The 13,651-nt window shown below is 64.7% G+C and carries 14 protein-coding genes and 1 tRNA gene; 13 read left to right on the top strand and 2 right to left on the bottom strand.

Annotation, left to right across the window (positions count from 1 at the left end; all coding sequences use genetic code 11):
* Positions 1-62 precede the first annotated feature (62 nt).
* The 8 genes from IAG39_RS20495 (at position 63) to IAG39_RS20460 (ending at position 7,169) form a co-directional block, all read left to right on the top strand.
* The gene (locus tag IAG39_RS20495; protein WP_118933319.1) at positions 63-1,592 is read left to right on the top strand and encodes a YifB family Mg chelatase-like AAA ATPase; all 1,530 of its coding nucleotides are present in this window, start codon (positions 63-65) and stop codon (positions 1,590-1,592) included.
* A 342-nt stretch (positions 1,593-1,934) separates the two neighbouring features.
* On the top strand, positions 1,935-2,132 hold the full coding sequence (gene rpmI, locus IAG39_RS20490) for a 50S ribosomal protein L35 (protein WP_006218740.1): 198 nt from the start codon (positions 1,935-1,937) through the stop codon (positions 2,130-2,132).
* 17 nt (positions 2,133-2,149) lie between these two features.
* Positions 2,150-2,509: a 50S ribosomal protein L20 gene (gene rplT, locus IAG39_RS20485; RefSeq protein WP_006218741.1), complete on the top strand. Its 360-nt coding sequence runs from the start codon at positions 2,150-2,152 to the stop codon at positions 2,507-2,509.
* A gap of 75 nt (positions 2,510-2,584) precedes the next feature.
* Positions 2,585-3,607, top strand: coding sequence for a phenylalanine--tRNA ligase subunit alpha (gene pheS / locus IAG39_RS20480; protein ID WP_118933318.1), 1,023 nt, complete (start codon positions 2,585-2,587; stop codon positions 3,605-3,607).
* 13 nt (positions 3,608-3,620) lie between these two features.
* Positions 3,621-6,038, top strand: a complete 2,418-nt coding sequence (gene pheT / locus IAG39_RS20475) for a phenylalanine--tRNA ligase subunit beta (RefSeq protein ID WP_118933317.1) — start codon at positions 3,621-3,623, stop codon at positions 6,036-6,038.
* Between the two features lie 3 nt (positions 6,039-6,041).
* Positions 6,042-6,383, top strand: coding sequence for an integration host factor subunit alpha (locus IAG39_RS20470; RefSeq protein WP_054458248.1), 342 nt, complete (start codon positions 6,042-6,044; stop codon positions 6,381-6,383).
* Between the two features lie 57 nt (positions 6,384-6,440).
* Positions 6,441-6,872, top strand: coding sequence for a MerR family transcriptional regulator (locus IAG39_RS20465; RefSeq protein ID WP_059380532.1), 432 nt, complete (start codon positions 6,441-6,443; stop codon positions 6,870-6,872).
* A gap of 220 nt (positions 6,873-7,092) precedes the next feature.
* Positions 7,093-7,169 (top strand) — tRNA-Pro (locus IAG39_RS20460).
* A 146-nt stretch (positions 7,170-7,315) separates the two neighbouring features.
* Here IAG39_RS20460 and IAG39_RS20455 read toward each other — a convergent pair.
* Positions 7,316-7,753: an acetyltransferase gene (locus IAG39_RS20455; RefSeq protein WP_059380533.1), complete on the bottom strand. Its 438-nt coding sequence runs from the start codon at positions 7,751-7,753 to the stop codon at positions 7,316-7,318.
* Between the two features lie 142 nt (positions 7,754-7,895).
* On the opposite strand from IAG39_RS20455, the gene IAG39_RS20450 reads away from it, so the two are divergent.
* From IAG39_RS20450 to IAG39_RS20440, 3 genes are all read left to right on the top strand, one after another.
* On the top strand, positions 7,896-8,342 hold the full coding sequence (locus IAG39_RS20450; protein ID WP_124260378.1) for a hypothetical protein: 447 nt from the start codon (positions 7,896-7,898) through the stop codon (positions 8,340-8,342).
* 57 nt (positions 8,343-8,399) lie between these two features.
* The gene (locus IAG39_RS20445) at positions 8,400-9,710 is read left to right on the top strand and encodes a rhomboid family intramembrane serine protease (RefSeq protein ID WP_124260377.1); all 1,311 of its coding nucleotides are present in this window, start codon (positions 8,400-8,402) and stop codon (positions 9,708-9,710) included.
* An 84-nt stretch (positions 9,711-9,794) separates the two neighbouring features.
* Entirely contained in the window at positions 9,795-10,568 is a 774-nt protein-coding gene (locus IAG39_RS20440; RefSeq protein ID WP_410469188.1) for an SDR family oxidoreductase, read from the top strand.
* A gap of 28 nt (positions 10,569-10,596) precedes the next feature.
* Here the strand turns inward: IAG39_RS20440 and IAG39_RS20435 are convergent, their stop codons facing one another.
* Positions 10,597-11,463, bottom strand: a complete 867-nt coding sequence (locus IAG39_RS20435) for a spermidine synthase (RefSeq protein WP_118933314.1) — start codon at positions 11,461-11,463, stop codon at positions 10,597-10,599.
* Between the two features lie 242 nt (positions 11,464-11,705).
* Between IAG39_RS20435 and IAG39_RS20430 the strand changes: the two genes are divergently transcribed.
* A complete protein-coding gene (locus tag IAG39_RS20430) occupies positions 11,706-12,644 on the top strand; it encodes an SMP-30/gluconolactonase/LRE family protein (RefSeq protein WP_118933313.1) in 939 nt (312 codons plus the stop codon).
* A 36-nt stretch (positions 12,645-12,680) separates the two neighbouring features.
* Entirely contained in the window at positions 12,681-13,607 is a 927-nt protein-coding gene (locus IAG39_RS20425) for a 3-hydroxyacyl-CoA dehydrogenase family protein (protein ID WP_059380538.1), read from the top strand.
* Positions 13,608-13,651 lie beyond the last annotated feature (44 nt).

The following is a 13,651-nucleotide window of genomic DNA, read 5'->3' as shown; positions in this document are numbered from 1 at the left end:
GCCGCCGCGGACGCCTCGCGTTTGCGGATACTGGCGGACCCAGCTCTTACTCGGAGGCCGCCTTGACGCTAGCCGTACTTGCCAGCCGCGCCCTGTGCGGCCTGGATGCCCATGCGGTCCGCGTGGAAACGCATCTGGGCCCGGGCCTGCCCAGCTTCAATGTGGTCGGCCTGCCCGATATCGAAGTGCGCGAAAGCCGCGAGCGCGTGCGCGCGGCCATCCTGAATAGCGGCTTCGAGTTCCCGCCGGGCAGGATCACCGTCAATCTTTCGCCCGCCGACATCCCCAAGGAGTCGGGGCGTTTCGACCTGCCCATTGCCCTGGGCCTGCTGCTGGCCTCCGGCCAGTTGGCCGCGCCGGCGGACGTCCGTGATCCGGAATCACCCGTTCGCGATCCGGCCCTGGCCGACCTGGTGCTGGCCGGCGAGCTATCCCTGACTGGCGCGTTGGTGCCGGTCGCGGCGCCGCTGGTCATCGCGCTGAGCGTCGCCCGGGAGGCGCCCGGCGCCACGCTCATCCTGCCTGCGGGCAGCGCCGAGCAGGCAGCCTGGGTTCCCGGGCTGCGCGTGCTGTCGGCGCGCACATTGGCCGACGTGGCTGCGCACGCCGCCGGTGCTTGTCTGTTGCCCAATGCCGTACCCCGGCCCTGGCCGGCGACTGCGCCCGGGCCGTGCCTGTCGGACGTTCGGGGGCAGCCGGGGGCGCGGCGGACCCTGGAGGTTGCTGCGGCGGGCGGACATAGTCTCTTGATGATAGGGCCGCCGGGGGCGGGCAAGAGCATGTTGGCGGCGCGCCTGCCGGGGCTGCTGCCGCCGCTGGCGCGCGGCGAGGCGTTGGAAGTTGCCGCCGTTGCCGCGCTGGCTGGCTTGTCCGACGCGCCCGTGGGCCAGCCTCCGTTCCGGGCGCCGCACCATTCCGCCACGGCGGCGGCGCTGGTGGGCGGGGGGAGCCGTCCCCGTCCAGGCGAGATCAGCCTCGCGCATCATGGGGTGCTGTTTCTGGATGAATTGCCGGAGTTCAGCCGCCGTACGCTGGAGGCCCTGCGCGAACCCCTGGAGACGGGCAGGGTGGTCATCGCACGGGCGCTGCGCGCAGCGCAGTTTCCTGCCCGTTTCCAGTTGGTGGCGGCCATGAATCCGTGTCCTTGCGGTTGGCGTGGGCACCCGGGGCGGCCCTGCGCCTGCACGCCGGATCAGGTGGCGCGCTATGCAGGCAAGATATCGGGTCCGTTGCTGGACCGCATCGATCTGCACGTGGCCTTGCCGCCATCCGACCCCGAATGGATGGGCAAGCCGCCGGGGGAGGCGTCCGGCCCGGTCCGCGAACGCGTGGCGCGTTGCCGCCAGCGCCAGCAGGCCCGCCAGGGCAAGCCCAACGCCGCGCTGGCGGGAGCGGAACTGGACGAGCATTGCCGTCTGGATGACGAAGGCCAGGCCCTGCTGCTGCAGGCCATGCGCCGCCTGGCGGGCTCGGCCCGCGCCATGCACCGGGCGCTGCGGGTGGCGCGCACGATCGCCGATCTGGAAGGGGAGGACGCCCTGGGCGCCCGCCACATTGCCCAGGCGGTGCAGTACCGGCGGCCGGGCGTATGAGACTCCCTGCGGACGCCCAATGAGCCTGGGTTGCGCTTTGCCGGCTGCCTGGCTCGACAAAATGCAGGAAATCACCATATAATCAAAGGCTTTCCCGGATCCGGATCAGATTTGACCTGCTCTGGGGAGAATCCGCTTGGCAGCGATGCTGGCGGAAAGTACCCCGGAAGTACTTCGAGAAGTATCCCAAGAAGTACCCCCCGGAAGTACCCCAAGTAGTACCCCAAGAAGTGGCAACAGGTCTCCAAGTTTTGTCGCCATGGAAGGTTTCATCGGCCGTCCATGCGTCAAGCACCTGGTGTCATGCATATCAACAATGAGTGTTTAGTTTAGGGAATCAACATGCCCAAGATGAAAACCAAGAAAAGCGCCTCCAAGCGCTTTAAGGTTCGCGGCAGCGGCTCCATCAAGCGCGGTCAGGCGTTCAAGCGCCACATTCTGACCAAGAAGACCACCAAGGCCAAGCGTCAACTGCGCGGCTCGACGGCGGTCCATGAATCCAACGTGGCCTCCGTCAAGGCCATGATGCCTTTCGCTTGATCTAAGGGAGATCTACTATGCCTCGCGTCAAACGCGGCGTAACCGCCCGCGCACGTCACAAGAAAGTCATTGCCGCCGCCAAGGGTTACCGTGGCCGCCGCGGTAATGTGTTCCGTATTGCCAAGCAAGCAGTCATGCGCGCTGGCCAATACGCCTACCGCGACCGTCGTAACAAGAAGCGCACGTTCCGTGCTCTGTGGATCACGCGTATCAACGCCGCCGTCCGCGAACATGGCGTCAGCTACAGCGTGTTCATCGCCGGCCTGAAGAAGGCTTCGATCGAACTCGACCGCAAGGTTCTGGCCGACCTGGCCGTGCGCGACAAGGCCGGCTTTGCCGCCATCGTGCAGCAAGCCAAGGCTGCCTTGGCTGCCTGATCGCGCTTTAACTCATCGCGCATCGCTGCAAACGGGGCTGTAATGGCCCCGTTTGCGTTTTGAAGGCTGGATTTCATGACTCAAACGGTTGACGACCTGGTCTCCCAGGCGCAAGAACGCTTCGCCGCGGCCTCCGATGCCGCCGCGCTGGAAAATGCAAAGGCTCGGTTCCTGGGCAAGGAAGGCGCGCTGACGGTGCTGCTCAAAGCCCTAGGCAAGCTCGAACCCGAGCAGAAGCGCGAGATGGGCGCCCGGATCAATCAGGCCAAGCAACAGGTCGAAGAGCTCCTGAACCTGCGCCGCGCCGCGCTGGCACAGGCTGAACTGGACGCCCGCCTGGCATCCGAAACCATTGACGTCACCCTCCCGGGCCGCGGTCGCGCGCCGGGCGGCATCCATCCGGTGATCCGGACCTGGGAACGCGTGGAAGAGATCTTCCGTTCCATAGGCTTCGACGTGGCCGACGGCCCCGAAGTGGAAAACGACTGGACCAATTTCACCGCTTTGAACAACCCGCTGGACCATCCGGCGCGTTCCATGCAGGACACGTTCTACGTCGACATGAACGACGCCGACGGCCTGCCGCTGCTGTTGCGCACGCACACCAGCCCCATGCAGGTGCGTTACGCCCGCATGCACAAGCCGCCCATCAAGGTCATCGCGCCGGGGCGCACCTATCGCGTCGACAGCGACGCCACGCACTCGCCCATGTTCCACCAGGTGGAAGGGCTCTGGATCGCCGAGGACATCTCGTTTGCTGACCTCAAGGGCGTGTACACCGATTTCCTGCGCTGCTTCTTTGAAACCGACGACCTGGCCGTGCGTTTCCGCCCGTCGTTCTTCCCGTTCACGGAGCCGTCCGCCGAAATCGACATGATGTTCACCTCGGGTCCGAACCGCGGCCGCTGGCTGGAGATTTCTGGCTCGGGCCAGGTGCATCCGCAAGTGGTGCGCAACTTCGGCCTCGATCCCGAACGCTACATCGGCTTTGCCTTCGGTTCCGGACTTGAGCGCCTGACCATGTTGCGCTACGGCGTCAACGATCTGCGCCAGTTCTACGAAGGCGATTTGCGCTTCCTGCGCCAGTTCAACGAATAACAGACGGCTGATCATGCAATTTCCCGAATCCTGGCTGCGTACGCTGGTCAACCCCGCCATCGCCACCGATGAACTTGCACACCGGCTTACCATGGCCGGCCTGGAAGTCGAAGACACCGTGCCCGCCGCGCCCGCCTTTACCGGCGTGGTCGTGGGCCACATCGTCGAAATCGCGCCGCACCCCGACGCCGACAAGCTGCGCGTCTGCAAAGTGGACGACGGCTCCGGCGAACTGCTGCAGATCGTGTGCGGCGCGCCCAACGCGGCTGCCGGCCTGAAGGTGCCGCTGGCGCGCGTCGGCGCCGAGCTGCCTGGCGGCATGAAGATCGGCGTGGCCAAGATGCGCGGCGTGCAGTCCTCGGGCATGCTGTGCTCGGCCCGCGAACTGGGCCTGTCGCAAGACCATGCGGGCCTGTTGGAACTGCCTGCCGACATGACGCCGGGCCAGTCGATCCGCGAGGCGCTGGATCTGGACGACACGCTCTTCACGCTGAAGATGACGCCCAATCGCGCCGACTGCCTGTCCATCCTGGGCGTCGCGCGCGAAGTGGCCGCCCTGACTGGCGCACCGCTGTCGGTACCCACGGCCGTCGCCGTGCCCGTCACGCTGGATGAGCGCCTGCCGGTCAAGGTCGAAGCGCCCGATCTGTGCGGCCGTTTTGGCGGCCGCGTGATCCGCGGCGTCAACGCCCGCGCCGCGACTCCTGAATGGATGAAGACGCGCCTGGAGCGCGCCGGCCAACGTTCGGTGTCGGCGCTGGTGGACATCTCCAACTACGTCATGCTCGAACTGGGCCGCCCCTCGCACGTGTTCGACCTGGACAAGATCCGCGGCGACCTCAGCGTGCGCTGGGCCCGCGAAGGCGAGACGCTCGAACTGCTGAACGGCCAGACCGTTGCGCTGGACTCCAAGGTCGGCGTGGTAGTGGCCGGCGACCAGGTGGAAAGCCTGGCCGGCATCATGGGCGGCGAAGCCACCTCGGTCACGCTCGATACCCGCAACATCTATCTGGAAGCCGCGTTCTGGTGGCCGCAGTCGCTCGCCGGCCGCGCGCGCCGCTACAAGTTCAGCTCGGAAGCCAGCCACCGCGGCGAGCGTGGCGTGGACTACGCCACCATCCCCGAGCACATCGAATTCATCACGCGCCTGATCATTGACATCTGCGGCGGCGAAGCCGGCCCGCTGGATGATCAGATCGTCAACCTGCCCAAGCGTGAACCCGTGCGCATGCGCCTGGCGCGTTGCCACCGCGTGCTGGGCGTGCCCGTCACGCAGGCCGAAGTCGCCAAGATCTTCGGCAGCCTGGGCCTGGACTTCAAGATCGAAGGCGACGACTTCGTCGTCACGCCGCCGTCCTACCGCTTCGACCTGGAGCTTGAGGAAGACCTGATCGAGGAAGTGGCCCGCATCTACGGTTTTGAAAACATTCCGGCCGAGCCGCCCATGGCGCGCGCCAAGATGTACTCGCAGCCGGAGATCCGCCGTGGCGCCCACGCGCTGCGCCGCCTCACCGCCGCGCAGGACTACCAGGAAGTCGTGAACTACAGCTTCGTCGAAGCCGATTGGGAACGCGACTACGCTGGCAACGAGACGCCGGTGCGCCTGGTCAACCCGATTGCCAGCCATCTGTCGGTCATGCGCTCCAGCCTGATCGGCGGCCTGATTGCCAACATCCGCCACAACGCCAATCGCAAGCAGACGCGCGTGCGCCTGTTCGAACTGGGCCGCGTATTCATGCGCGATGCGTCCGCCCAGGATGGTCCGCTGGAAGTGGCCGGCGTGCGCCAGCCCATGAAACTGGCGGGCGCGGCCTGGGGGCCGGCCGTGGAAGAACAGTGGGGCGCCGCAACGCGCCAGGTGGACTTCTATGATGTGAAGATGGATGTCGAGGCGCTGTTCGGCGCGCGCGGCAGCCGTCTGCGCTTTGAAGCCGCCTCGCATCCCGCTCTGCATCCGGGCCGCGGCGCCCGCATCGAACTGGACGGCAGGCATGTCGGCTGGATCGGCGAGCTGCATCCGCGCTGGGCGCAACAAGCCGACCTGGCGCACGCGCCTGTCGTGTTCGAACTGGACGTCGCCGCGCTGTCCGAAGGCGAACTGCCGCAAGTGCGTGAACTCTCGCGCCAGCCCGTGGTGGTGCGCGATCTGGCGCTGTGGGTCGATGCTCATGTGTCGGCGCAATCCATGCTCGACACCGTCGCCGCGGCCGTCAAGGCGGACCCGCAGCTGTCGGTGGTGCAGGACGCGCGCCTGTTCGACGTGTGGCGCGAGAAGGCCCAAGGCAGCGAGCCCGTCTCGGAGAAAAGCCTTGCTTTCCGTTTCTGGCTACAGGACACTGAGGTCACGCTGGACGAGGCCCGCGTGGCGGATTGCCTGGCACGCATCAAGGAAGCCTTGGTGGCTGCGCACGGCGCTCGCCAACGCGCTTGAACCATGGGGAACAGTATGCTTGCTGCCGAGCCGCGCACTCTGACCAAGGCTGAACTGGCCGAACTGCTCTTCGAGCGGGTCGGCCTGAACAAGCGCGAAGCCAAGGACATCGTTGATACCTTCTTCGAGGAAATCCGCGACGCCTTGGCGCGCGGTGATTCCGTCAAGCTCTCCGGTTTCGGCAACTTCCAGGTGCGCGACAAGCCGCCGCGCCCTGGCCGCAATCCCAAGACCGGCGAAACCATCCCCATCGCCGCGCGCCGCGTGGTCACCTTCCACGCGAGCCAAAAGCTCAAGAGCGTGGTGGAGCAGGCAGCGCCCGCAGCACCCGACGCCGAGGAGTGATACGCTTTGTCGGCAATTGTTATCGGCACCTGACGCATCGCGGCATAAAATCCCCTTATGACACGTACCGAATCCACCGTTACCTTACCGCCCATTCCCGCCAAGCGTTACTTCACCATCGGTGAAGTCAGCGACCTGTGTGGCGTCAAGCCTCATGTCTTGCGGTATTGGGAACAGGAATTCACGCAGCTCAAGCCGGTGAAGCGGCGCGGCAATCGCCGCTACTACCAGCATCACGAAGTGCTGCTGATCCGCCGCATCCGCTCGTTGCTGTATGAGCAAGGCTTCACGATCAGCGGCGCGCGCAATCGCCTGGGCGATGCGCGCGACGTGCCGCATGATCAGGATGCGGCAGTGCGCCTGTCGGGCGCCGAGATGCAGGCCTTGCGTAATGAGCTGGGCAACGTCTCGACGATGCTGTCTGAAGCCTTGGGCACGGCGGCGAACGCTGCAGGCGCAAGCGCCAGCAACGCCAGCCCCGCGGCCTGAACGCGGCGCGTCGTCTTTCCCAATATTGTTTGAACGCAGTACCTGCAACGCGCGGCTCATGCCGCGCGTTGCATTGAGCAGTACCTCGCGCTGCAATCATCGATGCGCATGCGGTTGATGCACTCGATGAACGCATCGCGAAAATTTTTTTGAGTATTCAGCACTTTTTTTGCACGAATGCGTGCAAACAATTTTTTGTTCTGCTATACTCTTTTTCTTTCGGGGCGTAGCGCAGCCTGGTAGCGCACTTGCATGGGGTGCAAGGGGTCGCGAGTTCGAATCCCGCCGTCCCGACCAGTAGTTCCAAAGGCCGTTAGTGAGAAATCACTGACGGCCTTTTCATTTTTGCTGCATCTATTTTCGATGCGACCAACGCAAGCCCAATGCATCGGCGCCTGCCAAAAGAAAGCCACCTGATGCAGGTGGCTTTTATTTTCTTCCGATCAGCTTCGATACGCCAGATGGATCAGCGGGTATGGCCTGCCTTGATCATCAAGCGGCGAACGCCCTGTGCGCTTGAAGCCCATCCTCTCATAGAAGCCTACCGCCTGGCCATTCTGTTCATTGACGTCCGTCGTCATGTTGGGATGAAGCGAGAGTCCGTGCCGCACCAGCGCGGCGCCGATGCCTGTGCCGCGGCAGGCGGGATCGACGAACAACGCCTGCATGTGGCCGTCGTCGATCAGCATGAATGCCTGCGGATAATCGTTGGCGTCGACCGCAAGCCAGAGCGGCACTTGGGGGAGAAAGCCGCACACCATCTCGTCGATGGCCTGGCGATCCTCGGGTGAAAGAAAGTCGTGCGTGGCGTCCACCGCATTGCGCCAGATTTCGACGGCGCGCGCGCCTTCGTCGGGGCGGGAGGTTCTTATCGTAATCATCGGCGCAGAGTATTGGATTTTCTTTTGCGTCGTCAAATTGACGACGATCTGGTGCGTAGCTGAATGGTATAAGTGCTCGGCAGCGCAACGACGGTGCGCTTGATGGTCACTGATTATTCCAGGCGGTCTGCGGATGAAAGTCATGAGAACTCTTGCGTTGCTCCTTTTGCTGACGCTACAGGCGGCCAACGCCGTTGCCGAAACGCAGGCAGACGCGTCGACCACGCGCGTGGTGCAGGGCGGTCGCTGGGCCGACGGCGTGGCTACGGGCGCGTACCGGATCGTCGTGGAAGAGGTCGGCTTCGAACACGTCAGCTGCCGCGTCCAGATTCAATGGATCGCTTCCGCGCCCTCTGGCCGCCCTGCGAAGCTCATTGCGGAACAGACCTTCGCGGAACTCTCAACCACCTTCTGGAGTTGCGGGCAGGGCAAGCAGAGCGTGCTCGTCGCGGGCAATGTGCTGAAAGTGCAGGCCACGCACGCGTATTCCGGCGAGTCCTGCACATTTACGGCGAGGCTCGGCAAGCCGGGCCGATATCAATACGAAGGATGCAGCAACGAGAAGCCTGCAACCAAGGCTGGCGGTTGAGTCGCTTACCGCGGCGGTATATGGCGCACCGCGAGCTCCTGCGACCTTACGCATGGCTTGGTTAAGATAAAGCCCACTTTTCGACATGCCTACCTGATGCCTCTATCCCAACGCCGGTCCCTGCTCAAAAGAATATTCGCCAGCAAGATCACGCTTCTGCTGATTGCCTGCAATGTCGCGGTGTACGGCGTGGCGGGATTTTTGGACTCGCGGGCGTTCGAGAGCCTGAGCGAAACCTCGTTCCTGATCGATTGGGGCGGAAACGTGCCCGCCTTGACCTTGTCCGGGGAATACTGGCGCCTGTTCACCAGCATGTTCCTGCATGTCGGCTTCCTGCATCTGGCAATCAACATGCTGGCGCTGTGGTCGCTGGGGATCATTCTGGAGGCGCGTATGCGCTCCTGGGTGTTCCTGGGCGTGTATCTGCTATCTGGCCTGTGCGGCAGCCTGGCTACGGCGCTATGGCATCGCGACGATTTTTTCCTGAGCTGCGGGGCTTCCGGCGCGATCCTGGGCATTTTCGGGGCGGCGATCGTTTATGGCCTGCATGACCGGCGCATGGGCCGGCCGCACATCCCTCCCGGCAATCTGCTGTTCAGCCTGGTGCTGACCTTCGGCGCCGGCTTCGCGTTCGACGTCGACAACGCGGCGCACCTGGGCGGCTTGCTGTCGGGAGCACTGCTCGCGGGTATCGCGCTATACGGCGAGCGCTTGCGGCCGATGACGGCGGCGGTGGTCCTGGCCGCGACGGGCATGCTCAGCGCCGCGGCGCTGGCTGCGGTGACGCTAGCCAATCATGACCGCGACATGCAGGAACAGCTTGCCGCCGCCCAGTTTGGGCGCACGCTGGGAAAAATGGGGTTGCTGGGCTCGGATCAGGCGCTATGGAAGGCTCCGTCGCTGGATGAGTGCATTGCCGGCGCGTTGTCCGCCGCTGCGCGCGACGGATCGCAAACGCCGGATCTGCGAGGTTGCGCGAAACCCGGCGACAGGGATCTGGCCTTGTTGGCGAGGTTCATGCCGCAGCAATACCAAAGCTGCCACGCGCAGATCGCAGGGTTGCGGAAACTCTACACGGCTGCCGCTGCGCAAGAGGCATTGACCGCGGCAGACCAGTACTGCGAACTTCAAACCCGGATCTATGGCGCGGTCTTTCAAAAAGACGGCGCTGAGATCGATCCTGAAACAGCGCGCCAGACACGTTTGAAGATGAACTTCCTGCTCGACACGAAGGGGATGTATCGGACCGATTCGGCGCAATTGCGGGCGCAGGCAGCAGCCCTGAAGGCGATACTCCGGCGGCCGGGTGAACTCGCATTGGCGGTCATCAGCCGGTCTGGTTGCCCATACTGGAGTTGCGAGCGCTAGCGCCTGCGACCGGGGCCATAAGCAAACGCAGCAATAAACGGGAGGACAAGGCGCCCCGGCATTCGTAGGATGCAGGCATTGTTCATGTGCCTGGAGCAGACGTGGATGTCTTTATCTCTTGCTGGAAAAGTGGCTTTGGTGACGGGCGCGTCCTCGGGCATCGGGCGCGCGGTGGCGTTGCGCCTGGCAGCCGAGGGCGCGGCGCTGGTGCTGACGGCCAGGCGCCGTGATCCGCTGGAGCAGGTGGCCGATGAGATCAGAAGCGCTGGCGGGCGGGCCTGCGTTGCGGCGGGAGACGTCGCCTTGCCGGACACGCACAGACTGGCGGCGCAGAGCGCGCAGCGCGAGTTCGGCGGCCTGGATATCGCGATAAACAATGCCGGCACCATCGGGCCCTTCAAGCCGCTTGCGGAAGTGGCCCTGGACGAATGGGAACACACGCTGAGCGTCAATCTCACGGCGGCGTTCCTGGGGGCGCGGCATCAGATCCCGGCGATGCTGGAGCGGGGCGGCGGCGCGCTGGTCTTCGTGTCCAGCTTTGTGGGGACGAGCGTGGGCCTGCCCGGGATGGCTGCCTACGGCACGTCGAAAGCCGCGCTGATGGGCTTGGTCAAAGGCATTACGGCGGACTACGGCGCGCAAGGCATCCGCGCCAATGCGCTCTTGCCTGGCGGAGTGGACACCGAGATGGCCGGGAATCAGGAGCAGAAGGACTGGGCGGCCAGCCTGCACGCGATGAAGCGGATTGCGCGGGCCGATGAAATCGCCTCGGCGGCGCTGTTCCTGGCCAGCCCGATGGCAAGCTTCGTGACGGGGTCGGCGCTTTATGCGGATGGCGGCAACTCCGCGGTGAAGTGAGCGCGCGGCAAGCACTCGCCGCGTGCGCTCAATCGTGCAAGACCGGCGCTTCGTTGGCAACCGCCTGCCGGCGCGAGTACATGTCCAGGGTTTCCTTGGCATTGACGCCCAACGGCCCGAGGACGCTATCCAGCGCCTTGGCATTGCGGGCAAGCTGATCGCGGCCGGGTAGTTCGCCGTTGACCGCCATGATGACGCGATTGCCTGTTTGCAGATTGAAGAACTCTCCGAACACCGCGGCATAGGTCGCCGATTCGCGCGCGTATAGCTGGCTCTCGGTGAACGTGTTCGCCACCGCCACGCCGCCCGGCGCGAGGATGCCGCGCACGTGCTGCAGGAACTCCAGCGTCATCAGGTGTTCAGGGATGTAGTCGACGTCGAACGCGTCCAGCATCACCATGTCGTATTGCAGGCCGTCGCGATGGGCGCGTTCGATGTGGGCGCGGCCGTCTTCCAGGAAGAGGCGTTGCCTGGGGCCTTCCTGATAGCCGAAGTAGCGCGCCGCGACCTTGCCCACGGCGGGATCGATTTCAACGGTATCGATGACGGTGTCGGGCAGGAGCGCGGCCAGGGTCTTCTGCAGCGTGGCGCCGCCCAATCCGACGATCAGGATGTTGCGCGGCTTGGGATTGATGTAGAGCGCGGTCATCATCATGCGCGTGTACGAAAACACCAGCTGCCCGGGATGCGCAAGGCTCATGCAGGTCTGGCGGCCGACGTCGTGCATGGAGTTGAAGTTCATGCAGCGCTCGCCGTTTTCCTCGAACACGAGCAGCTTGCCGAACTGCGAATCTTCGCTGTGGATCAGCTGGGGGCCGCCCGTGCCTCGCAGCAGCACCAAGGCGGCGCTGGCGATGACAAGGACGAGAATGGCGCGCAGGGCAATACGGAGCATGTAGCGGCAAGCAACAAGTGGGGGACGCGTCATCGTATCGTGCGCCGAGGCCTACCGTGCGGCGCGTTGGCGCGTGACCCCGGCTGGCAAGGCTGCGGCAACCTCGGGACAGCAGAAATCAACGATCGTTTTTTTGGAAAGATACGTTCGATATATTTCATTTCCTTAAATGCTCGGCTCTCCTTAGAATTTTGCTCGAAACGGGGCATAGATTCCCGTCCGGAAAATCAGAGGAGACCCGCATGTTCTACGATCCCGTCCCCAGGATTCAGGCCAGCGTATACGCCCGGCTGCCCGACGAGCTGAAGTGGCAAGGCCAGGACCTGAACGAGTGGGTCGCCAGCCAGCCGCAGGGCAATCCGCCGCGCTCGTTGCTGGAAGGGCCTTCCTTCGGGCCGGACGGCCTGTTGTATTGCGTGGACGTGATCAACGGCCGCGTCCTGCGTGTCGACGCGCGCGGCGAGTTCGAGCCGCTCGTGCAGTACGACGGCTGGCCCAACGGCCTGAAGTTCCATCGCGACGGCCGCATTTTCATCGCCGACTACAAGCACGGCATCATGCAGTTCGACCTCGAGCGCCGCGAGGTGCGTCCGGTGCTCGAACGCTACAACATCGAGCGCTTCAAGGGCGTTAACGACCTGTTCTTCTCGCAAGCGGGGGACCTCTATTTCACCGACCAGGGCATGACCGGCTGGCAGGATCCGACCGGCCGCTTGTTCCGCCTGCGGCCGGACGGAAAGCTGGACTGCTTGCTCGACTGCATCCCCAGCCCCAACGGCCTGGTGATGGATCTGGACGAGCACGCGCTGTATGTGGCGGCGACGCGGGCCAATGCCATCTGGAAGGTGCCGCTGCTGCGCAACGGCCAGGTCGGCAAGGTCGGCACCTTCATCCAGATGTCGGGCGGCGGCGGCCCGGACGGCCTGGCGCTGGATGCCCGGGGAGGGCTGTGCATCGCCCACGTGGGCCTGGGCACGGTGTGGTGCATGGACCCCCTGGGCCAGCCGGCCCTGCGCATCCAGTCTCCGGAAGGGCTGCACACCACCAATGTGGCCTTTGGCGGGCAGGGCGGGCGCACGCTCTACATCACCGAGTCCAGTTCGGCCAGCATCCTGCGCGTCGAACTCGACGTGGCGGGCAAACCCATGTACCTGCCGGCGCCGCAGGCGCAGGCTCTCTGAACACCACATACCCCAACTACCAAAAGGACGGAAAAGATGGATCAGGCAATTGTGCTGGGCGCGGGCACCATGGGGGCCGACGTCGCCGCCGGCTTTCATGCGGCCGGCTGGCGCGTATGGCTGGTGGAGCCCGACGCGGCGGCGCGGGCGGCGGCGACGCGGCGCGTGAACGCATCCAGCGAAATGATCGGCGGGCAGGCGGACGCCGGGCGCATCGTCACCAGCGCGACCATGGAGGAAATCGACTGGCGCGATACCCGCATCGTGGTCGAGTGCGTGCCGGAACTGCTGGAAACCAAGCGCGCGGTGTTCGCCCGTCTGGAACAGCTGGCGCCCGCTTCGATTCCCTTGACCAGCAATTCGTCGAGCTTTCCCATCAGCGCCATCGGCGAGGGCTTGCAGACCCGCGCACGCATGGTGGGCCTGCATTACTTCATGCCGGCCCATCTGGTGCCCGCCGTGGAGGTGATACGCGGCGAGGCCACCGATGAAGCCATGGCCCAGGAAGTCAGCCGCATCATGCGCGATACCGGCAAGAAGCCGGTGCAGGTCAAGCGCGACGTGCCTGGGTTTCTTGCCAACCGCATCCAGCACGCGCTGATGCGCGAGGCGATCGCGCTGGTCGAGGAAGGCTTCGCGTCCGCCGAGGACGTGGACACCGCCGTGCGCTACGGTTTCGGATTCCGCTACATCGCGGCCGGCCCGCTGCTGCAGAAGGATCTGGCCGGCATCGACATCCATTGCGCGGCGGCTGCGACCATGTATCCGCATCTGCGCACCGACGACAGGCCCAGCGCGCTCATGCGCGAGCTGGTCGAGCAGGGCAACATCGGCGTCAAGTCGCCGTCGCTGAAGGGCTTCTATCAATGGACGCCGGACCGTGTCGCCCAGGAGCAGCGGCGCTACCAGGTCGCCCTTGGCAAGGCCATGCAGATACTGAAGGATGAGGAAGCGTTGGCCTGACGCAGATTGCGACCGGGCTTCGAGCTTGCGGATGTCAGGGTTCT

Origin of the sequence: Achromobacter xylosoxidans (genome assembly GCF_014490035.1) — a bacterium.
Lineage (GTDB): Bacteria > Pseudomonadota > Gammaproteobacteria > Burkholderiales > Burkholderiaceae_B > Achromobacter > Achromobacter bronchisepticus_A.
Note: the sequence above shows the minus strand (reverse complement) of the source record. Positions and strands in the feature narration are given on the sequence as shown.